Source organism: Flavobacterium inviolabile (genome assembly GCF_013389455.1).
Classification (GTDB): Bacteria; Bacteroidota; Bacteroidia; order Flavobacteriales; family Flavobacteriaceae; genus Flavobacterium; species Flavobacterium inviolabile.
On sequence record NZ_CP058278.1, the window covers coordinates 1,488,833 to 1,512,862 of the forward strand.

Sequence of the window (24,030 nt, forward strand, 5' to 3'; positions counted from 1 at the left end):
CAACAAAAAGGGCGATTAGCTCAGCTGGTTCAGAGCACCTCGTTTACACCGAGGGGGTCGGGGGTTCGAACCCCTCATCGCCCACCAAAAAACTCCTTAATTTCTTAAGGAGTTTTTTATTTTAATATACCTTCCTAATACAAACCGTCTGGTTTGTTTACTGTTTGAAAAACAAATCTCACCTTATCAGAAAAACGTCAATCATAGTTTTTTTAAAATTATAGTCTGATTAAGTTTACCCCGCGGGAACTTGAAAAAAGGAATTAAAGACAAACAGATTAAGTAATCTGCATAATAATTACCCCCGGTTTATCATAATTTAGAGGTCTGGGCTTAATTCAAAGATCGTTTAATGTGTAGGAAAATTATGTTTCATTTAACTTAAAGCATAGATATTATTAACAGTTACTAAAGCAAATTATTATATGTTTGACCTTAACAATCAAATTCTATTTTATGAAAAAAAACTATTTACTAATTATCATTTTCTTTGCCTTTTATTCTGTAAATGCTCAAAATGAAAACGCTGAAAATGTGAAAAAAAATGAATTAAAATTAAATGTAGTTATCCCGCTAGTTGGCAGTGCATTTGAAGGGACTTACGAAAGGAACTTAAACAGTAAGTCTTCCATAGGTGTTACGGGTTTGTATGTATTTAATGATAATAAAAATGAGGATATGAATTATTTTGTATCACCCTATTACAGAAGATACTTTGGGAAGAAATTTGCTTCTGGTTTTTTTGCCGAAGGATTTGGAATGTTAAGTTCAATAGATGGAAAAAAAATATACACATCAGAAGATCATTCAGTATATACAGAAAATCCCGATGTTATTGATTTTTCACTTGGAGTTGGTTTAGGAAGTAAATGGGTTACTAAAAGTGGAATTATATTTGAAGTTAATGCTGGCTATGGAAAACTATTATTTAACGCTGATAAAACTGACCACACCATAGTTGCGAGATTTGGTTTTCATGTAGGCTATCGATTTTAAAACAATAATTGAATAACACTTTTTAGAACGTCGGGCATAATTAAAGTTACTAACGAAAATATCCAATCAGTTAATACTACTGGTAACAACGATTTCGCGCTATTGTTGTTTTCGTTGTAGAAGTTTTAAGATCAAAATATTTTTCATTTTATATTTTTGAAAAAAATCAAAATTAGGATTAAGTGTTCGATTACAGCCCCTGACAGTCCACACTAATACAAAAACCGCTATTGGTAACAATAGCGGTTTTTGTATTTATTACAGCTAATTGCTATAATGGAGCATTTTTTTCTTCTTCATGTTTAGTAAAATAAAAATGGGATCCTTAATGGTAATTTTTAAATTAGTACATTTACTTTTGTTATAAGTCACGTTGTTTTTAACATACAAATGGCCTTTACATCTATTTAAAGTCTACAATTTTTTATACCCTAAAATGTCCATATTAAAAAATATAAGGGAGCAACAAAATCTTACTCAGGAAGAATTAGCGGATCGATCCGGTATTTCGACAAGAACAATACAAAGAATTGAAGCGGGAACAAAACCGAAAGGATATACCCTAAAAATATTAGCAAAGACATTAGGTATTAAAGAAGAAGAGTTACTGCACAAAAAAGTAGAGGAAGCAATTGCAGGAAATCCGGAAGAGAAGGCAATCCGTATGGAAGAACCGGTTTTAGTAAATTATTCATTAATAAAACTAATCAATCTTTCGTCGATACTCTTTGTCATTCTTCCACCCCTTAATATTCTTTTTCCGGTTGTATTGATGTTTACAATGAAGCAGAAAAATCAGGTAATCAGGCAAATTATTTCGATTCAGATTATCTGGACAATTGCAGCGCCCATTATATTTATGATGGTAATTTTTACAAAGCCTGGAAATAAGGTTACATTGTTTACGATGATAGTACTGGCTTTAGTGAATATTTACATAATCCTTAGAAATGCAATGGAGATCGATAGAAATAAAAAGCTGTATTATAGGTTGAATTTCAGTATGATATAAGTTTGTCAGGTATTTGTCGGGTTATTGTCGGGAAGATTTTTATGATTTACGGAAACGTATTTTTAATCTTTGCCGAAAACACGAACAATGGCAAAACAACTTTTTTTAGGCTTCATTTTGCTCATCACTTTTGCGCCAGACAGTAAAGCTCAAGTTGAGCGAAATTCCCGTTTATACACTACAATACTTTTAAAAGACAGCCTGCTTTTTAATGCAGGGTTTAACACCTGCGACATATCCCAATTTGAAAACCTGCTGGCAGATCAGTTTGAATTTTTTCACGATAAGGATAGTATTTCGAACAAACAAAAGTTTCTTAATGATTTAAGAAATGGATTATGCAAATCACCAACAACCTATCGATCAAGAAGAGAATTGGTATCAGGAAGTACCCGGGTTTTCCCGCTGTATAAAAAAAACGTTTTGTATGGAGCGGTTCAAACAGGCGATCACCGGTTTTACGAAACCATTTCAGGTAACAAAGAAGCGTATGCAGGTTCGGCAAAATTTACGCATGTCTGGCTGTTGCAAAAAGGTGTCTGGAAACTTGCTAAAGGTTTGAGTTTTGACCACCAGGACACCGATAGTGCCCGTTACCAAGCTGCTGGTTTTGATAATGATGCGGCAATAGAAAAATGGATGAAGGAAATCCATCTGCCAACTTTAGGAATCGGGGTTATTAAAGATGGAGAATTACAGCAGGTAAAGGTTTTCGGATCGTTGCAAAATGGAATTTCGGCACCCTATAATACTATTTTTAATGTAGCGTCATTGACCAAGCCGGTGACTGCAATGGTAGCATTACAATTGGTTAGTTTAGGCAAATGGAATCTGGATGCGCCTGTTTATAAATATTGGACTGATCCCGATGTTGCACAAGATGAAAAACACAAAATATTGACGACAAGACATATTCTTACACATCAAACAGGATTTCCCAATTGGCGTTGGAATAATGAGGATGGAAAGCTGCATTTTGAATTTACTCCGGGAACAAAATATCAGTATTCGGGAGAGGGGTATGAATACCTGCGGAAAGCATTGGAAAATAAATTTCATAAATCACTGGACCAATTAGCGGCAGAAATGATCTTCAAGCCATTGAAGATGGCTGATACAAAATATATTTGGACGGAAAGAACAGATAGTACAAGATTTGCAAGGGGATATAACAACCAGGGCAGGCCTTATAAAACGGTTAAGCATAAAACGGCAAATGCGGCAGATGATTTGCTGACAACGATAGCGGATTATGGTAATTTTCTGGTAAGCGTACTGAATGGTGATGGATTATCAGAAAAGGTATTTACTGCTATGATGAGCAAACAGGTTGCCATCAAAAAGGATAAATATTTTGGATTGGGTTTTGAAATCTATGATTTAGGGAACGGAGCGATTGCGTTATCGCACGGCGGTGCCGATCAAGGCTGTCAGACAATCGTGTTTTTATTGCCTGAAACCAAACAAGGGCTTATCATATTTACTAATGCAGATGAGGGTTATAAAGCTTATGAAAAAATCCTGACGCACTATCTGGGCGAATACGGAAGAAAAATAATAGCTATAGAAATGCATGCAGAATAATATGGTACGGTAGCCTTCATGTTTTTAGTCTGTGCTTTATAGGTAATACCAGAAGCGGGATACCCGGTTTTTTATTCATACAACAAGTAATAGTTATTTAAATAGAAACAGCAAGAACCCGGTGCTGCTATTTTGTGTTTTATTTAAGAGTGATACCGTTTATATTTGTAAGTGATATCATATAAAACCACATCTTAATGAAACAGCTACTTCAAATCCTTTTTCTTTTTTTGACAACGTATGGATTTTCTCAGCAAAGCCTGCCGGTTATAAAGGCTGCCTCCAAAGCGGCGACTATACACGAAGAGGGACAGCTCAAAAGAAAATGGAACGTAAGTCCGGAAATAAAAATAGATGCTTTTACGACCAATAAACTGATCCGTCCGACAGCCATAAAATTTAAAACCGATATTGATTCCATCGGCTTTATCCTGAAACCGGGGCAGTACAAAGACTTTATTGTTTTGCTGAATGGCAAGGATTCCTGCTATACAAGAATTGAAAGTCCGGCAATCAAAGATTTCAGGAAATTAAAGCCGGAAATCCATGATACGATTCCGCTTTTCATCAATAGCCAGAATACGATTTCCGTTAAGGCTGTCCTGAATAAAATAGATACCTTAAACCTGAATTTCGATTCCGGAGGCACAGAGCTGGTGCTGATAGAAGAAACGCTGAATAATAAAGTGAAAAGTGAATTGAAACTTTACAACACCCCTTACGAAGTTGCGATCGGGAGCAGGGTGTATAAAACGAAAGTATACGATACCAAGGTAACAGGAAATGGTACCGACGGGCTTATAGGCTGGGATCTTTTTGACGGAATGATTGTAGAGCTTAATTATGATAAAAATATAATGGTGATACATTCCAGGCTGCCTAAAGCTTTAAAGCGTGACAAAGCAGCTGTAAAACTGAATATGAAGTATTTTAATTACCGCTTTTTTACAGCGGCACAAATTGCCCATCGCGGAACTAAAGTAAACGACTGGTTCCTGTTTGATACGGGTTACCAAAGAACTGTAATGCTGGATAATGACCTGCTAAGAGAACAAAAATTTCCTGCCGATCAAATGGAAGTGATTAAGAAAGTGATCATGCGCGGTACCAAGAACAACGAAATTCCTGTAATAACCTCAAATCTGGAAAGCCTGAAAATAGGGAAACACGAACTTAAAAATGTTCCTGCACAAATAATGACAACCAGTAAAACGATGTTTGATGCCAACATTCATATTCTGGGGAATGAGGTCTTGAAAAGGTTTAATACTTTTATGGATTTTCAGGAAAACGTTGTTTACCTGCAGCCGAGTCATTTGTTTAATGTGGATTATATCGAAAAGACATAAGGTGTGCTTTTGGAAAATTCCTGCTTCAAAGCAATCCATGATATCGGTAATTTTAAATGGTATTAAAAGGGGAGCGGCCGTCTGGCTGTAATTCCCGATATTTTATAAAAAAAACCACAGCTTAGCTGTGGTTTTTTTATTTATTAGTCATAATTTTTCTCGATTTCTTTTAGTGCATTGATAATGCTTTCTGTTTTGTCATACTCTTTGCGCATCTGTTTTTTACCAATGATAAAATAGGCTATGAGCATCCAGGCAATAAAGACGGTTAAGCCGACGGTTTTGAACATTACCGACATTGGCTGCATCACTTCTATAAAGTAAAGTCCGCTGGCAATGCTTAACAGGACAAAATAAAGCAGTGTGTATTTGGTACTTACTTTCTGCTGGAAACTGTAAAAATGCTCCATTTCAGATAAAACTACTTTTGGCGAAAGGGTCAGGTCAATTTTTTTCAGCATGTTGAGCTGGTACAAACGTAACGCGGAATAGGCTAAAATAGTGAACAGCATTAAGGCTACGCCGGTAAATGTTGTTGCCATTTTAAAGTCAATGCCGCAAACAATTCCGCCGATAGCGACAGTGGTTAATAAAAGTACCATAACCTGTATGATGATCTTATTTGCCATTTGCTTTTTCGCTTTCTTTGCTTTATCGATAATGACGGTAACATCGGGAAGTGTGCTTTCTTTTTGTTGCTGCCACAGCTCTTTCAGATTATCAAACTCTTTCATATTTCTTGTAGATTGTGCTTAACTGTTGTTTAATACGGTGGATTTTTACTCTCAGGTTGCCTTCTGAAATTTCGGTTGCTGCGGCTATTTCTGCATAGGGAACGTCTTCCAGCAGCATCGTAATGATCAGCCTGTCGGATTCTGCCAGTTCGCTGATGCATTTGTATAGCAGCTGGATCTGTTGTTCTTTGCTGTCGGGCTCTTCTGTTTTTAAATGGATGTTGCTGTTTTCAATAGCCGTTGTCTTTTTGTTTTTTTGAGAACGGATATGATACAGGCAGGTGTTCACGGCAATACGGTATATCCAGGTGGCTATTTTGGATTCTCCCCTGAACTTGTCATAGTTTTGCCATACTTTGATAAAAACCTCCTGAAGCAGATCGTCGGCTTCCATCGCGTTTCCGGTGTATCCGAGGCATATCCGGTGTATTTTAGCCGCGTATTGGGCGTATAAATCCCTGAAAACGGTATCTCTTTGCTGCTCTAATGTCACGTGTGCTTATTTTGAATTTAAAAAAGTATCGATTTCCGTATAAAACCATTCCGGCTGGTCATACATGATAAAATGTTTGCTGTCGGCAACTTTAATGGTTTTGTTCGGAAGGGCGGCATATTGCTGGTTGTAAATTTTCGTACTGTTTTCTTTGGTATTGAACAAGCTTGTCAGTACCAATACAGGGCTTTTAATGCGGGCAATATCTTTTCGCAGGTCTGTTAATGACATTTCGATAATCGTGGCACCAAGAGTTCTTCTGTCGCTGGCGTAGCTCCATTCGGCAATCTGTCTGGCTCTGGTGGAGTCCTGAACCTGATATAGCATCGCTTTGGTCATATAATCCACATACCCTTCGTTTGGAATGGCTTTAAAGTTGTTGATAACGGCTTCCAAGTTGTATCTCGGATCGTCTTTTAAAGAATCGGCTGTAATGTCGGGATTGGTTAAGGCGGAAATAAACGGAACACCATCCACGCAGATTAATTTGCCAAATAAATCCGGTTCGCTGCTGGAAAGCCAGAGTCCCATAAAAGCACCAAGACTATGACCGATTACAATAGGCTTGTTCAACTTATTTGTTTTTACATAGGCTATGATTTCATTGTGAACAGTCTGTAGTATCGGGCTGTCTATTGGTTTTGTCCCGGCATAACCGGCAAGGGTTAAAATGTGCAGTTGGTATTTGTTTTTTAAATGATCGGCAGTCTCTTTCCACACATCGCCGCTGCAGGAATACCCCGGGATTAATACTACCGGTTTTCCTTTTCCGATTATTTTTACATCAAATGATTTTTGCTGTGCAAAAGAAGTGAAACCAAGAAATACGATCAGTATTGTAAAGATTACATTTTTCATAAGGTTTGTTTTTTTTATGATTGGTTGTTCTTTTGATACCGATGTATACCATTTGTTACAAAAAAAATATAAAAAAATGAAAAACGCCACATTCGTGGCGTTTTATTATAGCAGTTCCAGGGTTCTTTCCAGAGCCATTCCTCGGGAACCTTTTATCAGTATTACAGCGTTTTGTGGTATTGCAGACCTGAATTTTTCCGAGAAATCCTCAAAACAGGCAAAGAAGTGCAAATGCGGGTTTTGTGTTTGATTGGCATAAAAATCATTGCCGATAAAAAACGTTTCGATCTCGTGATTGTTGCTTAAAAGCTGAACGATATTTTTGTGCTCTTCAAGACTTTCTTTGCCAAGCTCGAACATGTCTCCTAAAATAGCTATTTTGGGAGCGCCGTCCAGTTGTGTAAAGTTTTCAATAGCGGCATTCATACTGCTTGGATTGGCATTGTAAGCATCCAGTATGATATGGTTTGAATTCTTTTCGATCAGCTGGGAGCGGTTGTTGTTTGGAATATAATTCTCAATAGCATTTTTAATATCGGCTGTGGGAACATTGAAATATTTCCCGATACTGATTGCGGCATTGATATTGTTGGCATTGTAAATACCGATGAGGTGCGATTGGATTTCGGTCCCTTCAAAGCCGATTTTAACCATAGGATTGGCAGAAACGGCATCGATTTTCACATTGGCTGCCTTGTCCCGGGAAAAAGTATAGCGGGTTATCGCCTGTGTTTTTTCCTCCTGTATGGTGTCGTCCAGATTTACAAAAGCCGTTTTGTCGTGCTGTTCCAGGTATTGGTATAGCTCGCTTTTTCCTTTTATTACGCCTTCCGTTCCTCCGAAGCCTTCCAGGTGGGCTTTGCCAAAATTAGTGATATAACCAAAATCCGGCTCGGCTATGGAGCACAGTAATTCAATTTCTTTTTGGTGGTTGGCACCCATTTCAACAATTCCGATATCGGTATGCTCGTCGAAAGATAGCAGCGTCAGCGGTACGCCAATATGATTGTTCAGGTTGCCGATCGTGGCTTTGGTAGTATATTTTTGTGAAAGAACAGTATTGATCAGTTCTTTGGTGGTTGTTTTACCGTTGCTCCCGGTTAAAGCAATTATGGGTAAGCCAAGCTGCTTCCGGTGATAGTTGGCCAATGCCTGTAAGGCTTTTAAACTGTCGGTTACCAGGATCATTTTATCGGCATCCGTCAGGTACTTTTTATTGTCGATAACAACAAATAAAGCGCCTTTGTTTAACGCTTCCTGAGCAAAGGAATTGGCATCAAAGTTTTCACCTTTCAGGGCGAAAAATAAAGAGTTGGGTGCTATTTTTCGAGTGTCGGTACAAATGGTTGTACTTTGTAAAAAACACTGGTAAAGTTCTTCTATTTTCATAGCGTGAAAGTAATAAAAAAAATAAAAGCCCTAAAATAGTTTTAGGGCTTTTAAAAAAGTATGTATGAAAATTTTATTATCCTCTGGCTTTTTTCTTACCGGATTTTGGTCCTACTTTCGACATCGCACATCTGAATCCGATGTAGTCAGTAGCCATATCTTGTGGATAGTATCTTCTTGATGCCGGATCCAACCAGTAAGCTCTGTCTCTCCAAGATCCACCTTTGTAAACTCTACTGTCGTCGTTTACTAAAGTTGTTCTTTTGTTAGAGTGGTCATATTTTCTAATAAGATTTCCTAAACTGTCTTTCGTTACAGAGTGCTCTGGCGAATCGTACATTTTATTCTTATTGTTTTTCTTCTCGTCAGCACCGTCTTCTTCATTTCCGAAGTTGTAAAAACGAGTCGATTGTTTATCACCATCTCTGTAGTTTCTGTTGTCGCTCTTAGAGAAGTTTTGTCTTAAATAGGTTTCGTTGTCGTCAATAGCTACCTGAGCAATTTGTCCAGGGAAGTTTCTTGCCATGATTCTACCATTACTTAAAGTATCATAAGTGATGTTTTCTGTAGTAACCATTTCCACTTTTCCATCTTCACCAATTTTGTTTTTCATGTAGATGTTACCTCTGTAGTAGTTGAAATCATTTGCTTCATCATCTACAATCGGTCTGTAAACGTCAGCAACCCATTCGGCAACGTTACCAGCCATATCATACAATCCAAAATCGTTTGGTGGGTATTTTTTTACTTCGTTAGTGATATCAGCACCATCGTCAGACCATCCTGCGATTCCGCCGTAATCTCCTTTTCCTTGTTTAAAGTTGGCTAACTGGTCACCTCTGTACTGTCTTTTTCCAGAACGTGTGTACTGACCACTCCAAGGATATTTTTTCTTACCTTTATAAGTATTGTACTCTCTGATTCCTCCTAAAGATGTAGCAGCATATTCCCATTCTGCTTCTGTTGGAAGTCTGTACTCCGGTAAGATGTTACCGGTAGTTCTTTGAGCATATACGTTTTTAGCGTCTTCTTTACCCGCTAATTTATTTCGTTGACCTTTGTAAACCAATTCTTCGTTACCACCATAAGTAGTAGAAGGAGAAGCTAAGTAAGATTCTGTACTGAAAGTACTTTCTGCTTTTGCCTCTGTGATTTTCGAATCTTTTTTCAAGTATCCATCTCTCTCTAAGATAGCCTCGTTAACACGATCCGTTCTCCATTTGCTAAACTCAACAGCCTGAATCCAGTTTACACCAACTACCGGGTAGTTTGCATAAGCAGGGTGTCTTAGGTAGTTGTTGGTCATAGTCTCGTTATATCCTAAACGATTTCTCCATACCAAAGTATCCGGTAATGCACCAACGTAGATGTTTTTATAATTCTCATCTGTTGGAGGGAAAATAGTTTTTAACCAAAATAAGTATTCAGTGTACATGAAGTTGGTAACCTCAGTCTCATCCATATAGAAAGACTGTACGTGTTGCTGATTTGGAGTGTTGTTCCAATCATGCATTACATCATCTTGTACTTTACCCATTGTGAATGTTCCACCCTCAACGGCAACCATTCCTGGAGGAGTCTCTTGTTTTTTGTACTTCGCATTGTATTGGAAACCACCTTTTTTATCGTTGATTTTCCAACCTGTAGCTGCAGAAGTTCCTTTTGACCCTGATTTTTTACTACAACCAGTAAAACCAATTGATAGCGATAATGCAGCCATCAATTGTAAAGCCATAATTCTGTTGATTTTCATACTTTCAGTTAGGTATAATTTTAGTGCCGCAATATAATAATTAACCATTAAACGACAACAATTTTTTTGTGATTTATTAAAACTAATTATAAATTTTTGTTAAATATAATAGTAAGAACGTTGGATGCTAATATATATTGTATGAAATTAGTTTTTAAAAAAAATATTTTTTCTCTTTGTAATATATGTATAATTAATACGTTTTGAATGTTGATGAAAAAATATATACTCTTTATCTTTTTATTTATTAGCCTGCTTTCCTTTTCGCAGCAGAAAGAACATATTGTTATTACATGGAAACCGGCCGCAGCGATAAGCTATGAAACGGTTAAATATACCGTACCGCAGTTTGCTTCCGAAAACTTTGAATTTAATGCCGATTTGAAGGCTGTCCGCTATAAAAAAGCATTCCCCGTTAACGGATTTGTAGATGTTAAATCGCTGAAAGTATCCAATATTGTTTATGAAACCGTTTCGAGAGCAGATTTAAAAGACCTGTCCGTTACCTCACTCAGTGATAGAATCAATGAAAAGCTGGAGTATTTTATTGCAAATGACGAGCAAAAAGCGATCCTTATTTTTTCACCTATTATTAAGGTAGGCGACGGTTTTAAAAGAGTCGTTTCTTTAGATATTGATTTTTCTTCCGGCAGTGCTGCCAAATTACCGGCGCAGAACTTTAACGTAAGTGCCGTTTCCAATTCTGTTTTGGCTTCCGGAGATTTCTACAGGTTTTATGTGGAACGTTCCGGGGTTTATAAAATTTCCAGAAGATTTTTAGAGCAATTAGGGATGAATGTCAATATCGATCCCCGGAAACTTAAAATTTATGGCAATGGCGGAAGAATGCTGCCCTTGTTAAACAGTACGCCATATCCGGATGATCTGACGGAAAATGCGATTCAGGTTATAGGGGAGAATGATGGTGAATTCGGTGAATACGATTATATTGTGTTTTATGCCGAAGGACCGGAAGGCTGGAACAAAGAAAGTTTGACAAATGTTAATTTATATAGTGACCGCTCCTTTTATTATATAACCACGAAAGGCGGTGACGGAAAACGGATCAATACCAATGTGCAGCCAACGGCGGCAGTAACAACAACAATTAACCAGTTTGATGACTACCGGTTTCATGAGGTGGATAAAATTAACATCGGGCGTTTGGGAAGAAAATGGTTTGGAGAATCGTTTAATTTAGAAAATGAGCAAACGTTTAAATTCCAGATCCCGAATATTGTTACATCGGTTCCGGTAAAAATCACGGTAAATGCGGCGTCTGCTTCCTATGGTGTTTCTTCTTTTCTGGTAAAAGCCAATGAGCAGACCATCGGGACAATCGGATTCAGTTCTTTGGATCCGGATGTGCATGTGGCAGCTTATGAAACCCAGCTGCAGGGCAGTTTTAATGCAACCTCCGGAGAAATAGCCGTGAAAATGACTTACGATAATGGCGGTGTACCGTCCTCAAACGGTTACCTGGATTTTATTGCTTTAGAATCCAAACGGCAGCTGTCGGGATATGGGAAACAATTTTTGTTCTACATAAATGATGCGGCTAATAATATAGGTGTAGGGGAGTATGTTGTGTCAAATGCTTCCGGAATCGGGCAGGTTTGGGATGTTACGGATATCTATAATGTTACAAAATTTGAAAATACCGGTCTGGGTACTTTTTCCTTTAGAGCTAATCTGGGTGAAGTCCGTAAATATATAGCGGTTGATTATAACGATTTGTACACGCCGCTGAGTGATGGTACAAACCGTATTGCCAATCAGGATTTAAAAGGAACGATTTTTAAAAACCAGCAAGGCGAATTTCAGGATATCGATTACCTTATTATAACACCGGGTTCTTTAAACGGACAGGCAGAGCGTCTGGCTAATTTTCACCGGAACTATTCGGGACTGAATGTGAAAGTGGTGAATCTTGAAAATATTTATCCGGAATTCTCTTCCGGTAAACAGGATATAGCAGCGATACGAAACTTTATAAAATATGTATATTGGAATGCTTCGGCAACCAATAAGAGAGTGCGCTATGTAAATATGTTCGGAGATGCGTCGTTCGATTACAAAAACCGTATTCCGAATAATACAAATGTCGTTCCGGTGTTTCACGGACTGAATCCGAATGATTCGAAAGTGAATAACTCGCAGAACTTTTCGGCGTATGCCTCTTTTATGTCGGATGATTTTTATGTGTTGATGGATCCGAATGAAGGAACAATGCTAACGACTTCCGGACTGGATATTGCTGTGGGCAGAATGCTGGTAAACTCTAATCAGCAGGCTGCGGAAATGATTAATAAAGTGCTGGAATATCACGATGAGAAATCCTATGGAAGATGGCGTAACGGTTATGTGCTGATTTCGGATGATGCCGATAATACTACCGATGCTACATTACAATTTGATCTGAATGCATTGGGTGATGAACTGTATCAGAAAAAACCGTTTGTGAACGTTAAAAAAATTCATACCGATTCCTATATTCAGGAAGTGGCGGCAGGTGGAGAACGTTATCCTAAAGCCAGACAGGATATTCTGGATGCTTTTGCCCAGGGTTCTCTGGTTTTTAACTATTTCGGACACGGCGGGGAAGACGGTTTGGCGCAGGAAAGAATTTTTGATAAAGCCGATGCGCAAAATCTGACCAATCGGTACCGTTATCCTTTGTTTGTTACAATTACTTGCGAATTTACACGTTTTGATAATCCGTACCGTCCAACCGGAGGAGAGTATATGTACTGGAATACTGCCGGAGGTGCTATCTCTTTAGTGGCAACAACCCGTGAAATAGGGATTACTACCGGATTGAATATGAATAAATCATTGAGTAAGTTTTTGTATTCTTTCGGATCGGATAATTATGATACGATGGCGGAAGCATTGCGAAGAACAAAAAATGAAAACCTGACGGAAAACAGAAATGTCGTGTTTTTTATTGGAGATCCGGCTGTAAAACTGGCTATTCCAAAACCAAAAATCAGGCTTACAAAAGTAAATGATGTTCCGGTGGCACAATCTACCGATGTTTTACAGGCACTGGCGCATGTAAAATTAACCGGGGAAGTGACAGATGAAAACGATAATTTACTGACAAACTATAATGGTGATTTAGCGGTACAGATCTTTGATAAGAAAATTTCCAGAAGCACCTTAGGGAATAATGGAACCTCAGATAATAACGGACTGATCATTATGAACTTTACAACACTGGGAGAAACGGTTTTCAGAGGGAATGCATCGGTTACTAACGGGGCATTCGAATTTGGATTTGTAATGCCGAAAGATATCCGTATCCCGGTAGGAAACGGAAGGATCAGTTTTTATTCGAAAAAGAAACAGGTGCTGGAAAACCAGACCGGTTATGACACGCTGATAAAGATTGGAGGGATTAATGCCAATGCAGCGGTGGATAACATGCCGCCGAAAGTGCGTTTGTATATGAATGACGAATCTTTTGTGTCGGGCGGAATCACGAATGCTTCCCCGTTCCTTTTAGCGTTTTTGGAAGACGAAAACGGGATTAATACAGCAAGCGGAATCGGGCATGATATTGTCGGGATTCTGGATGGCGACGAGACCAGGCCGTATGTGATGAATGATTATTATGAAACCTTTCCGGATGATTATACTAAAGGAAAGCTGCGATTCCCGTTCCGGAATTTAGCGAAGGGATTGCATACGCTCACGTTTAAGGCATGGGATGTTTATAATAATTTAGTGACGGCCGAAATTCAGTTTATAGTAGTGGGCGATGAAGGATTGGAGCTGGATAAAGTGTTAAATTATCCGAATCCTTTTGTAAGTTATACCGAATTTTGGTTCTCCCATAACAGCCCTTATGAACCTTTGGATGTACAGGTGCAGATCATGACGATTACCGGAAAAATTGTTAAAACAATTAACCAAACCGTACTAACAGAGGGGTTTCTGTCGCGCGACATCAAGTGGGATGGCAGGGACGATTTTGGAGATCGGATCGGAAAAGGAGTTTATGTATATAAGTTAACCGTTAAATCTGCCGTTTCAAATAAAAGGGCAGAAAAGTACGAGAAACTTGTAATCCTTTAATAAAATATTATATTTGTTGAATTAAACCAAATAAAAACGGATGAGAAAAATTGCAATATTATCGTTGTGTTTATTTGCAGGCGCAACGCAATGGATGAATGCGCAGGATAGAGTTATCACAACCGGTGTTCCCTTTTTGATGATCGCTGCAGATGCAAGAGCAGCTGGTATGGGGGATATAGGTGTTTCCAGTTCTACCGATGCATATTCACAACAATATAACCCGGCTAAATATGCTTTCGCATTAACAAAACAAGGGTTTTCAGTGAGCTACACCCCCTATCTTACTTCCATTGCTAATGATATTTCGTTAGGGCAGATAACCTACTTTAATAGAATTAATGAGCGTAGTGCTTTTGCAGGAAGCTTACGTTATTTTGGTTTAGGAGACATACAATTAACAGATGCCTTAGGGAATCAGTTAAACACCGTAAGTCCGAATGAATTTGCTTTGGACGGGTCCTACTCGTTAAAACTGAGTGATCAGTTTGCCATGGCGGTTGCCGGACGTTATATCCGTTCCAATCTGAAAATTAATGACGGAACGAATGACGCTTCTGCAGCAAACACTTTTGCGGTTGATATCGCTGGATTCTACCAGTCGGAAGAAATCGCTTATTCTGATTTCGACGGACGTTGGAGAGCTGGTTTTAACTTCCAGAACATGGGACCGAAAATCAGTTATGATAACGATGATTTAAGCAGTAACTTTTTACCGGCTAACTTAAAGTTAGGAGCGGGATTCGATTTTATTCTGGATGAATACAATAAAGTTTCCGTAATGGGAGAAGTGAATAAGTTATTGGTGCCAACGCCACCGGAAGTAACAGATGTTAACGGTGACGGAGTAATTGATAATAACGACAGAAATATTGCTATTTCCGATTACAGAAAAACAGGATGGGTTTCCGGAATGTTTAAATCTTTTGGTGATGCACCGGGCGGTGTTAGCGAAGAGTTAAAAGAATTTACCTGGGCTTTGGGAGCAGAGTATCTGTATCAGGATGCCTTTGCACTACGTGCCGGTTACTTTAATGAAAGTGAATTAAAAGGAGCCCGTAAATATTTTACTATGGGAGCCGGATTTAAATACAGTGTTGTAAAAGTAGACGTTTCTTATTTGTTCTCTACGTCTAAAGTTAGAAACCCACTTGAAAACACCTTGCGTTTCTCCTTAACATTCAATTTTGGAGATTCTTATGATGAATATTAGCAGATAGATAAAATAACAAACAAAGTGTCCAAATTCCGTACGGAATTTGGATTTTTTGTCTAAAAGAAGTTTAGAATGAAAAAGATAGATTTTACTACTTCATTTTTGGTTTATGATTCAGAAAATGAATTGCCGGAAGATGTTAAACCTTTAATGGAGCAGGCAGTAGCGATTCGGAAAAAAGCGTATGCGCCATACTCAAAATTTAAAGTAGGAGCTGCCATCCTATTGGATAACGGGAAAGTAGTGGTTGGTTCCAATCAGGAAAATGCAGCCTATCCGTCAGGATTATGTGCCGAAAGAGTAGCAATATTCCAGGCCGGAGCAATTTATCCGGACGCACAGATTTTAAAAATAGCCATTTCGGCCACTTCCGAAGAAAAACCGGTCGAATCGCCGATTCCGCCATGTGGCGCCTGCCGCCAGTCGATAGCGGAATATGAATTCAAACAGGAAAACCCGATTGAATTGTATTTTATGGGAGAAGTAGGGGAAGTGTACCACTCGGATTCCCTGAAAAATATATTGCCTTTCCACTTTGATAAAAAGTTTTTATAGGAATTAAAGTGTTAGCCGTGTAACTATTTTATACCGGATTGTGATGTGATAAAGGGAGAAACTTCTTTATCGTTAATGAAGAGTGTCTTTGTGAAGCCGTTTTTTAAAAGTTGATAAAAAATTAACGAAAATACATCCGTGTAAATTTTCACGTGTTCGGGCGATGTCTTATTTTTGCACTTCGCAAAATTGTGTAATGTGCCATGTTCTGCTTCAACAGATAAGGGACAACAGCAAAAGTAAAAGCAATATGAAAGAAATTACAAAAGAAGTTTACCTTAAATGGTATGAAGATATGCAGCTTTGGAGAAAGTTCGAAGACAGACTTGCTGCATTATATATCCAACAAAAAGTTAGAGGTTTTTTACATTTGTATAATGGGCAAGAAGCCGTTTTAGCAGGTGCACTTCACGCAATGGATCTTACAAAAGACAAAATGATTACTGCTTATCGTAACCACGTTCAGCCAATTGGTATGGGTGTCGATCCGAGAAGAGTAATGGCAGAACTTTTGGGAAAAGCAACCGGAACGTCTAAAGGATTAGGCGGATCGATGCACATTTTCTCTAAAGAGCACGGTTTTTATGGAGGTCACGGAATTGTTGGAGCGCAGATTCCTGTTGGAGCGGGTATCGCATTTGCGGATAAATATTTCGAAACAGGCGGAGTAACCTTAACCTATTTTGGTGATGGAGCAGCCCGTCAGGGATCACTTCACGAAGCCTTCAATATGGCGATGTTGTGGAAACTTCCGGTTGTGTTTATCGTTGAAAACAACGGTTATGCAATGGGAACGTCTGTAGAAAGAACAGCAAACCATACCGATATCTGGAAATTAGGATTAGGATATGAAATGCCTTGCGGACCTGTAGACGGAATGAACCCGGTGAAAGTTGCCGAAGCAATGGCGGAAGCTATTGACAGAGCCAGAAGAGGGGACGGACCTACATTTATCGAAATGAAAACATACCGTTACAGAGGTCACTCTATGTCGGATGCCCAACATTACAGAACAAAAGAAGAAGTAGAAGAATACAAAAAAATAGATCCGATTACTCAGGTATTGGATGTGATTAAAGAAAATAACTATGCTACCGAAGCAGAAATCGAAGCGATTGATCAGCGCGTAAAAGACCTGGTTGATGAGTGTGAGAAATTTGCAGAAGAATCGCCATACCCGGACTTAAACGTAATGTATGACGTAGTATATGATCAGGAGAATTACCCATTTTTACCACATAAATTATAATCGATTATGGCAGTAGTTATTACCATGCCACGTTTAAGCGACACCATGACAGAAGGTGTTGTAGCGACCTGGTTAAAGAAAGTAGGAGATGTTGTTAAAGAAGGCGATATTCTTGCTGAGATAGAAACAGACAAAGCGACCATGGAATTTGAATCATTCAATTCCGGTACCTTGTTACATATAGGAATTCATGAAGGAGAATCGGCGCCGGTAGATGCATTGCTTGCAATCATCGGAACACCGGGAGAAGACATTTCGGCACTATTGAATGGTGGCGGAAAAGAAGCCACAGCGCCTAAAGAAGAAGCTCCGGCAAAAGCGGAAGAAACCAAAACTTCCGATACACCACAGGCAGCTGCAGCTATTCCTGCAGGAGTAAAAGTGGTAACCATGCCGCGTTTAAGTGATACCATGACAGACGGAACAGTGGCAACCTGGTTGAAGAAAATCGGGGATACTGTTGCGGAAGGTGATATCCTTGCTGAAATTGAAACGGATAAAGCGACTATGGAGTTTGAATCGTTCAATTCCGGAACACTATTATATATTGGTGTTGCAGAAGGACAAACAGCTCCGGTAGACAGTATACTGGCAATCATCGGACCTGCGGGAACAGATGTTGCCGGAATTGCAGCCAATTATACTTCTGGAGGAAATGTTGAAGCTCCGGCTGAAGAAAAAGCAGCTGAGGTAAAAACAGAAACAACAGCAGTAGCAGCGGAATCACAGGCAGCGGATAACAGCAGAATCTTTGCTTCTCCGTTAGCGAAAAAAGTAGCTCAGGAAAAAGGCGTTAATCTTTCTCAGGTAAAAGGTTCCGGTGAAAACGGACGTATCGTTAAGAAAGACGTTGAAAATTATACACCGCAGCAAACCGCAGCGGCAGCACAGCCACAAAAAGCAGCAGAACAAACAACTGCAGCGGCTGCACCACAGGTGAAACCATTTGTTCCGGCAGGAGAAGTTTATGCAGAAGAAGTGAAAAACTCACAAATGCGTAAAACAATTGCCCGCAGACTGGCCGAATCGAAGTTTACTGCACCGCACTATTATTTGACCATTGAAGTGGCTATGGATAATGCCATCGCTTCCCGTGAAATGATCAACGGATTGCCGGAAACGAAAGTTTCGTTCAACGATATGGTTATCAAAGCCTGTGCCATGGCATTGAAAAAACATCCGCAGGTAAATTCACAATGGAAAGATGATGTAACCGTTATCAACCACCATGTGAACATCGGAGTAGCAGTTGCTGTTGAAGACGGATTGGTAGTACCGGTATTGCGTTTTGCAGACCAGCTGACGTTGTCTCAAATCGGGGCTAATGTAAAAGATGTTGCCGGAAGAGCAAGAAACAAAAAATTACAGCCTGCAGAAATGGAAGGAAGTACGTTTACTGTTTCTAACCTGGGAATGTTCGGTATTACTGAATTTACATCAATCATCAACCAGCCGAACTCCGCTATTCTTTCGGTAGGAGCTATTGTTGAAAAACCAGTAGTTCGTAACGGACAGATCGTTGTCGGGAATACAATGAAAGTAACGTTAGCCTGCGATCACAGAACTGTTGACGGAGCTACCGGAGCACAGTTTTTACAAACACTAAGACAATATTTGGAAAATCCGGTGACAATGCTTGCCTAATTCCGGAAATTATCACAATAAATAAAATCCCGTCCTGAATTTCAAGACGGGATTTTTCTTATTTTAGCAAAAGTGTAAAAAATATTTTCAATGAGAAAAATACTCTACTTTTTGCCCTTTTTGTTTTTAGGATGTTCAACATCCAATACTAAAAAAGCGGATGATAAATCGGTTACGGCTGTTAAAACGGCTTATCAGGTACAACAGAAATCGGTTTCCGGTACTTTGGAATACCTGGCTTCAGATGAACTACAGGGACGTGATAGCGGAAGTGAAGGAATCGAAAAAGCGGCGCAGTTTTTAGAAAAGATGCTTAAGGATAACAATATTAAGCCCTATTTTAAAACCTATAGAGATACTCTTGGAAACTTCGACAAACCGGCTTATAACATTGTAGGGGTGATTGAAGGGAATGATCCGAAACTAAAAAAGGAATATGTGATTATCGGGGCGCATTACGATCATATCGGATTGGCACAAAAAGCAATCAATGGCGATAATATTGCAAACGGGGCAAATGATAATGCCTCCGGAACAACGGTAGCTTCCGAAGTCGCTAAATACTTTGCCAAAAATAAAACCAACAAAAGAAGCCTGCTGATTGTTTTTTTCTCGGCAGAAGAGAAAGGATTGCTGGGATCGTATCATTTAGCGAAGAAACTGAAAGCACAAAACTTTAACCTGTATTCCATGCTGAATTTTGAAATGCTTGGCGTACCGATGAAAAGAGATTTTGCTTCGTATATAACCGGATTCGGAAAATCGAATATGGCTAAAAAAATAAATGAATATACCGGAAAGAATACAGTAGGTTTTTTACCGGTTGAATTGCAGTACCGCCTGTTTATGGCATCGGATAATTACCCGTTCTTTGTGGAATTCCATGTGCCGGCACAAACAGTATCGACATTCGATTTTGAAAATTTTGAATATTACCACCATGTTTTTGATGAGTTCAAGCTGATGGATACGGCACACATGGCTGCCTATGCACAGGAAATTATTCCGGCTGTAGAAGGTATGACCAACTCTAAAGAAAAAGAAATCAAATTAAATTAATGCAAAAAAGGAGGTGTTGCAGCATCCTTTTGATTACCATAAAAAATGAAAAATATTATAATAACAGGAACCAGCAGAGGGATAGGATATGAATTAGCCTTGCAGTTTGCCAAAGCCGGACACAATGTTTTAGCTATTTCAAGAAAACAACCGCAGGTGCTATTGGAAAATGAAAAGATTACGTGTTTAAGCGTTGATTTATCAGTAGAGGCAGAACTGGAAAAGGTGAAACAATTTATCGTGACCTCCTGGAAAACAGTAGACATCATCATTCATAATGCCGGTTCTTTATTATTAAAACCGTTTGCTGAAATTGAAGCTCAGGAATTTGAAAATATCTATAAAGTAAATGTTTTTGGTGTTGCTAACCTGACCAGAATTTGTTTGCCCTATTTGCAAAAAGGAAGCCATGTGGTCACCATAAGCAGCATGGGAGGAATTCAGGGAAGTATGAAATTTGCCGGATTGGCGGCTTACAGTTCCAGTAAAGGAGCGGTGATTACGTTATCGGAATTACTGGCAGAAGAATATAAGGAAAACGGTATTTCGTTTAATGTTCTGGCATTGGGTGCGGTACAAACCGAAATGCTGCAGGAAGCATTCCCGGGTTATGAAGCCCCGGTTTCGGCAACGGAAATGGCGGATTATATCTATAATTTTGCCCTTACCGGGAATAAATATTACAACGGAAAAGTGTTGCAGGTTTCTTCTACAACACCATAATACAACGAGAAGAAAGGTAAAAGCCAGGAAAGAAGATGAAAGAGAAATTAGCTCCCTACATACCGGAACATGCTTTGGACAATATCTTTGAGCTTATTAAGGCAAATCGTGTCCATCTGAAAATTGTGAATGAAAGGGTAACCCGTCATGGCGATTACCGAAAACATCCCGACGGTTACCATCAGATTACCGTAAATGCCAGTTTGAATAAATACCGGTTTTTGATGACATTGATTCATGAGATTGCCCATTTGGTTGCTTTTGAAAAATTTGGCAGAAATATAAAACCGCATGGCGATGAATGGAAGCTTACTTTTCAGCGTTTAATGGTTCCCTATTTGCGTCCGGAGATTTTTCCGGGACAATTGCTGCCGTTACTGGCAAGACATTTCCGGAATCCGAAAGCGAGCAGCGATACCGATGCAACTTTAGCATTAGCCTTAAAACAATTTGACCCCGCAAACGATAAAAATTATATCTTTGAGATTCCGTATGGAAGTGTTTTTCGTATTCATAATGGCAGAATCTTTAAAAAAGGAGCACAGCGAATCAAACGTTTTGAATGTATGGAAGTGAGTTCGGGAAGAGTATATCTTTTTAACCCCAATGCTGAAGTAGAATTATTGCCGAACTAAACGAACAGAAAATAAATAAAAGCCACGTGCAAAGTGGTACTTTACAATGAATAAAAATTATTATGCAATATTAATGGCCGGTGGAGTCGGATCCCGATTCTGGCCAGTCAGTACTGTCGATTTCCCAAAGCAGTTTCACGATATGTTAGGAACCGGGGAAACATTAATTCAAAAGACCTTTAGCAGACTTTCCAAGATAATTCCCGCAGAAAATATTCTGATTTTAACCAATGAGCGTTACAATCAGCTGGTGCTGGAACAATTGCCTCAGGTAAAGCAGGATCAGGTGATTTTAGAGCCTGTAATGCGAAATACAGCACCTTGTATATTGTTTGCTTCTTTAAAAATTCAAAAGCAAAATCCGGACGCCTTAATGGTAGTTGCGCCAAGCGATCACTGGATAGAGGATGAAGAACAATTTATAGCAAACCTGGAGCGGTCGTTTGAATGTTGTAAAAAAGACAATGTGTTGATGACTTTGGGGATTTTACCGACTTTCCCGAATACCGGTTACGGTTATATCGAGTTTAATAAACTGGATAATAATCCGATAAAAAAAGTCGTTCAGTTTAGAGAAAAACCAAACTATACCACTGCAAAAAGCTTTATTCAAAGCCGAAACTTTTTATGGAATGCCGGAATCTTTATCTGGAGCGTACAGTCCATTATAGAAGCTTTTGATACCTTTTTACCGGAAATGGTAAGTTTGTTTGAAAAAGGAAAAGCCTATTATAATACTTCCCGTGAACAGGAGTTTATCAATGAGCATTATGCTGATGCCGAAAATATCTCGATCGATTATGCGGTATTGGAAAAAGCAAAAAATGTATATGTATTGCCGGCAACGTTCGATTGGAACGATTTGGGTACCTGGGGTTCATTACATGAAAAACTACCGAAAGACGAGCAGTTTAATGCGGTTGTAAATGCGACCATGATCTTGGAGAATGCATCCAATAATATTATTCGTACCGAAGGAAAGAAACTGGTGGTAATTAACGGGCTGAGTGACTTTATTATTGTGGATAAAGACGATACGCTGTTGATCTTCCCTAAAGAGAAAGAGCAGGAGATCAAGAAAATCAGTACCTTATTGGATAAAAAATAAAAAGAGCCGTATGGCTCTTTTTTTATGATTCTCTGTTTTGTGCTTTTCGTACCTTTTTAAACAGGTTCGAAGAGTATACGAAATCAACAATGGCTTCATTGTCGGTTTTAAAAATTTCTTTTTTGGTTCCTTCCCAGGCTAAGACACCTTCTTTCAGGAAAATGATCTTTTCGCCAATTTCCATAACGGAGTTCATATCGTGGGTGTTGATCACCGTTGTAATATTGTATTCTTCCGTAATTTCCTTAATTAGGTTGTCAATTACAATAGAGGTTTTAGGATCCAATCCGGAGTTGGGCTCATCGCAAAACAGGTATTTCGGATTGTTTACTATTGCACGGGCAATAGCCACACGTTTCTGCATACCTCCGGAAATTTCGGATGGTTTTTTCTTATGTGCATCAATCAGTTTGACACGCTCAATAACAAAATCAACGCGTTCCTGGATTTCTCTCGGACTTTTGTTGGTAAACATTTTTAAAGGGAAACCAACATTCTCTTCTACCGTCATCGAATCAAAAAGCGCACTACCCTGGAATACCATTCCGATTTCGGTACGCAAATCACGCTTTTCATCATTGGTAAGATCGGAATAAATTCTGCCGTCAAAGGAAATGGTTCCTTTGTCGGGCGTGTGAATTCCCAGTAAACTTTTTAAAAGTACCGTTTTTCCGGAACCACTCTGTCCAATGATAAGATTGGTTTTTCCGGTTTCAAAAATGGCAGAAATGCCTTTTAGTACTTTGGATTCACCAAATGATTTTTCTATATCTTTTACTTCTATCATTTCTAATTGGTTAAAAGTAATTGTGTTAAAATATAATTGGCCAGAATAATTGCCACACTCGTCCAGACGAATGAAGTTGTACTGGCTTTACCTACTTCAAGAGCACCGCCTTTCATGTAATAGCCATGGAAGGAAGGGATTGTTGCCAGTAAAAGAGCGAAAACAACCGTCTTGATAAAGGCGTAGGTAACGTGAAACGGGTTAAATTCTACCTGTAACCCGGTCATAAACTCGTCACTGGAAGCAAAACCACCGTAAACACCGGCAATCCAGCCGCCTAATATTCCTAAAAACATACTCAGTCCGATAACGAACGGATACAAGAGTAAAGCAATTACTTTTGGAAAAACAAGGTAGTTCAGGGAGTTTACACCCATTACTTCCAACGCATCAATCTGTTCGGTAACCCGCATTGTTCCAATGCTGGAAGTGATAAAAGAACCCATTTTACCGGCCATAATGATGGAGATAAAAGTAGGGGCAAATTCAAGAATCACCGATTGTCTTGTAGCAAAACCAATAAGGTATTTCGGGATTAGCGGATTGGTTAAATTTAAAGCCGTTTGTATGGCGACAACACCTCCAACAAAGAATGAGATAAAAGCAACAATTCCAAGAGAACCGATAATCAAATCATCTATTTCTTTAAAAATCAGCTGCTTCATCGCCGACCATTTTGTCGGTTTGTTGAAGACTTCCTTCAACATCAGAAAGTATTTTCCTATTTGAGATAGATATCGAATCATAATGTTTAATAAATCTTGGCTAAAATACCAATAAGTTACGAGTTATGGGGTATGAATAGG

General features: G+C 38.9%; 20 protein-coding genes and 1 tRNA gene. 14 read left to right on the top strand and 7 right to left on the bottom strand.

Annotation, left to right across the window (positions count from 1 at the left end; all coding sequences use genetic code 11):
* The first annotated feature begins 9 nt into the window (after positions 1 to 9).
* The 5 genes from HW120_RS06475 to HW120_RS06495 all read left to right on the top strand — a co-directional run bounded on the left by HW120_RS06475 (position 10) and on the right by HW120_RS06495 (position 4,941).
* Positions 10 to 87 (top strand) — tRNA-Val (locus tag HW120_RS06475).
* Positions 88 to 456: 369 nt separating this feature from the next.
* A complete protein-coding gene (locus HW120_RS06480; protein WP_177732255.1) occupies positions 457 to 996 on the top strand; it encodes a DUF3575 domain-containing protein in 540 nt (179 codons plus the stop codon).
* A 436-nt stretch (positions 997 to 1,432) separates the two neighbouring features.
* A complete protein-coding gene (locus tag HW120_RS06485) occupies positions 1,433 to 2,008 on the top strand; it encodes a helix-turn-helix domain-containing protein (RefSeq protein WP_177732258.1) in 576 nt (191 codons plus the stop codon).
* 87 nt (positions 2,009 to 2,095) lie between these two features.
* Positions 2,096 to 3,592: a serine hydrolase gene (locus HW120_RS06490; RefSeq protein ID WP_177732260.1), complete on the top strand. Its 1,497-nt coding sequence runs from the start codon at positions 2,096 to 2,098 to the stop codon at positions 3,590 to 3,592.
* A gap of 197 nt (positions 3,593 to 3,789) precedes the next feature.
* Positions 3,790 to 4,941 (top strand): aspartyl protease family protein, encoded by a 1,152-nt coding sequence (locus HW120_RS06495; protein WP_177732263.1) that lies wholly within the window; start codon positions 3,790 to 3,792, stop codon positions 4,939 to 4,941.
* A 143-nt stretch (positions 4,942 to 5,084) separates the two neighbouring features.
* Here HW120_RS06495 and HW120_RS06500 read toward each other — a convergent pair whose 3' ends face one another.
* From HW120_RS06500 to gldJ, 5 genes are all read right to left on the bottom strand, one after another.
* A complete protein-coding gene (locus HW120_RS06500; RefSeq protein WP_177732266.1) occupies positions 5,085 to 5,675 on the bottom strand; it encodes a hypothetical protein in 591 nt (196 codons plus the stop codon).
* Positions 5,662 to 6,168: an RNA polymerase sigma factor gene (locus HW120_RS06505; protein ID WP_177732269.1), complete on the bottom strand. Its 507-nt coding sequence runs from the start codon at positions 6,166 to 6,168 to the stop codon at positions 5,662 to 5,664. Before HW120_RS06505 ends, HW120_RS06500 begins: the two co-directional genes overlap by 14 nt.
* Before the next feature lie 6 nt (positions 6,169 to 6,174).
* Positions 6,175 to 7,026, bottom strand: a complete 852-nt coding sequence (locus tag HW120_RS06510; protein WP_177732272.1) for an alpha/beta fold hydrolase — start codon at positions 7,024 to 7,026, stop codon at positions 6,175 to 6,177.
* 105 nt (positions 7,027 to 7,131) lie between these two features.
* The gene (locus tag HW120_RS06515) at positions 7,132 to 8,415 is read right to left on the bottom strand and encodes a UDP-N-acetylmuramoyl-tripeptide--D-alanyl-D-alanine ligase (protein WP_177732275.1); all 1,284 of its coding nucleotides are present in this window, start codon (positions 8,413 to 8,415) and stop codon (positions 7,132 to 7,134) included.
* Between the two features lie 76 nt (positions 8,416 to 8,491).
* Positions 8,492 to 10,168, bottom strand: coding sequence for a gliding motility lipoprotein GldJ (gene gldJ / locus HW120_RS06520; RefSeq protein ID WP_177732277.1), 1,677 nt, complete (start codon positions 10,166 to 10,168; stop codon positions 8,492 to 8,494).
* A gap of 213 nt (positions 10,169 to 10,381) precedes the next feature.
* On the opposite strand from gldJ, the gene porU reads away from it, so the two are divergent.
* The 9 genes from porU to HW120_RS06565 all read left to right on the top strand — a co-directional run bounded on the left by porU (position 10,382) and on the right by HW120_RS06565 (position 22,437).
* The gene (gene porU, locus HW120_RS06525) at positions 10,382 to 14,248 is read left to right on the top strand and encodes a type IX secretion system sortase PorU (protein ID WP_177732281.1); all 3,867 of its coding nucleotides are present in this window, start codon (positions 10,382 to 10,384) and stop codon (positions 14,246 to 14,248) included.
* Between the two features lie 40 nt (positions 14,249 to 14,288).
* Positions 14,289 to 15,461: a type IX secretion system outer membrane channel protein PorV gene (porV, locus tag HW120_RS06530; protein ID WP_177732284.1), complete on the top strand. Its 1,173-nt coding sequence runs from the start codon at positions 14,289 to 14,291 to the stop codon at positions 15,459 to 15,461.
* 75 nt (positions 15,462 to 15,536) lie between these two features.
* Positions 15,537 to 16,019, top strand: a complete 483-nt coding sequence (gene cdd, locus HW120_RS06535; RefSeq protein WP_177732287.1) for a cytidine deaminase — start codon at positions 15,537 to 15,539, stop codon at positions 16,017 to 16,019.
* Between the two features lie 250 nt (positions 16,020 to 16,269).
* Positions 16,270 to 17,268 carry a pyruvate dehydrogenase (acetyl-transferring) E1 component subunit alpha gene (gene pdhA, locus HW120_RS06540; RefSeq protein WP_177732290.1) on the top strand — a complete coding sequence of 333 codons (999 nt, stop codon included), beginning with the start codon at positions 16,270 to 16,272 and terminating at the stop codon, positions 17,266 to 17,268.
* Between the two features lie 6 nt (positions 17,269 to 17,274).
* Positions 17,275 to 18,912 (top strand): pyruvate dehydrogenase complex dihydrolipoamide acetyltransferase, encoded by a 1,638-nt coding sequence (locus tag HW120_RS06545; protein WP_177732293.1) that lies wholly within the window; start codon positions 17,275 to 17,277, stop codon positions 18,910 to 18,912.
* Between the two features lie 90 nt (positions 18,913 to 19,002).
* Positions 19,003 to 19,971 carry a M28 family peptidase gene (locus HW120_RS06550; protein WP_177732298.1) on the top strand — a complete coding sequence of 323 codons (969 nt, stop codon included), beginning with the start codon at positions 19,003 to 19,005 and terminating at the stop codon, positions 19,969 to 19,971.
* A 45-nt stretch (positions 19,972 to 20,016) separates the two neighbouring features.
* A complete protein-coding gene (locus HW120_RS06555; RefSeq protein ID WP_177732301.1) occupies positions 20,017 to 20,694 on the top strand; it encodes an SDR family NAD(P)-dependent oxidoreductase in 678 nt (225 codons plus the stop codon).
* Positions 20,695 to 20,729: 35 nt separating this feature from the next.
* Entirely contained in the window at positions 20,730 to 21,329 is a 600-nt protein-coding gene (locus HW120_RS06560; RefSeq protein WP_177732304.1) for a SprT-like domain-containing protein, read from the top strand.
* Between the two features lie 46 nt (positions 21,330 to 21,375).
* Positions 21,376 to 22,437: a mannose-1-phosphate guanylyltransferase gene (locus HW120_RS06565; RefSeq protein WP_177732307.1), complete on the top strand. Its 1,062-nt coding sequence runs from the start codon at positions 21,376 to 21,378 to the stop codon at positions 22,435 to 22,437.
* Between the two features lie 22 nt (positions 22,438 to 22,459).
* Here the strand turns inward: HW120_RS06565 and HW120_RS06570 are convergent, their stop codons facing one another.
* Both HW120_RS06570 and HW120_RS06575 read right to left on the bottom strand, forming a co-directional pair.
* Complete coding sequence (locus HW120_RS06570) at positions 22,460 to 23,224, bottom strand: ABC transporter ATP-binding protein (protein ID WP_177732310.1); 765 nt, start codon at positions 23,222 to 23,224, stop codon at positions 22,460 to 22,462.
* A 2-nt stretch (positions 23,225 to 23,226) separates the two neighbouring features.
* Positions 23,227 to 23,970 carry an MlaE family ABC transporter permease gene (locus HW120_RS06575; RefSeq protein WP_177732313.1) on the bottom strand — a complete coding sequence of 248 codons (744 nt, stop codon included), beginning with the start codon at positions 23,968 to 23,970 and terminating at the stop codon, positions 23,227 to 23,229.
* Positions 23,971 to 24,030 lie beyond the last annotated feature (60 nt).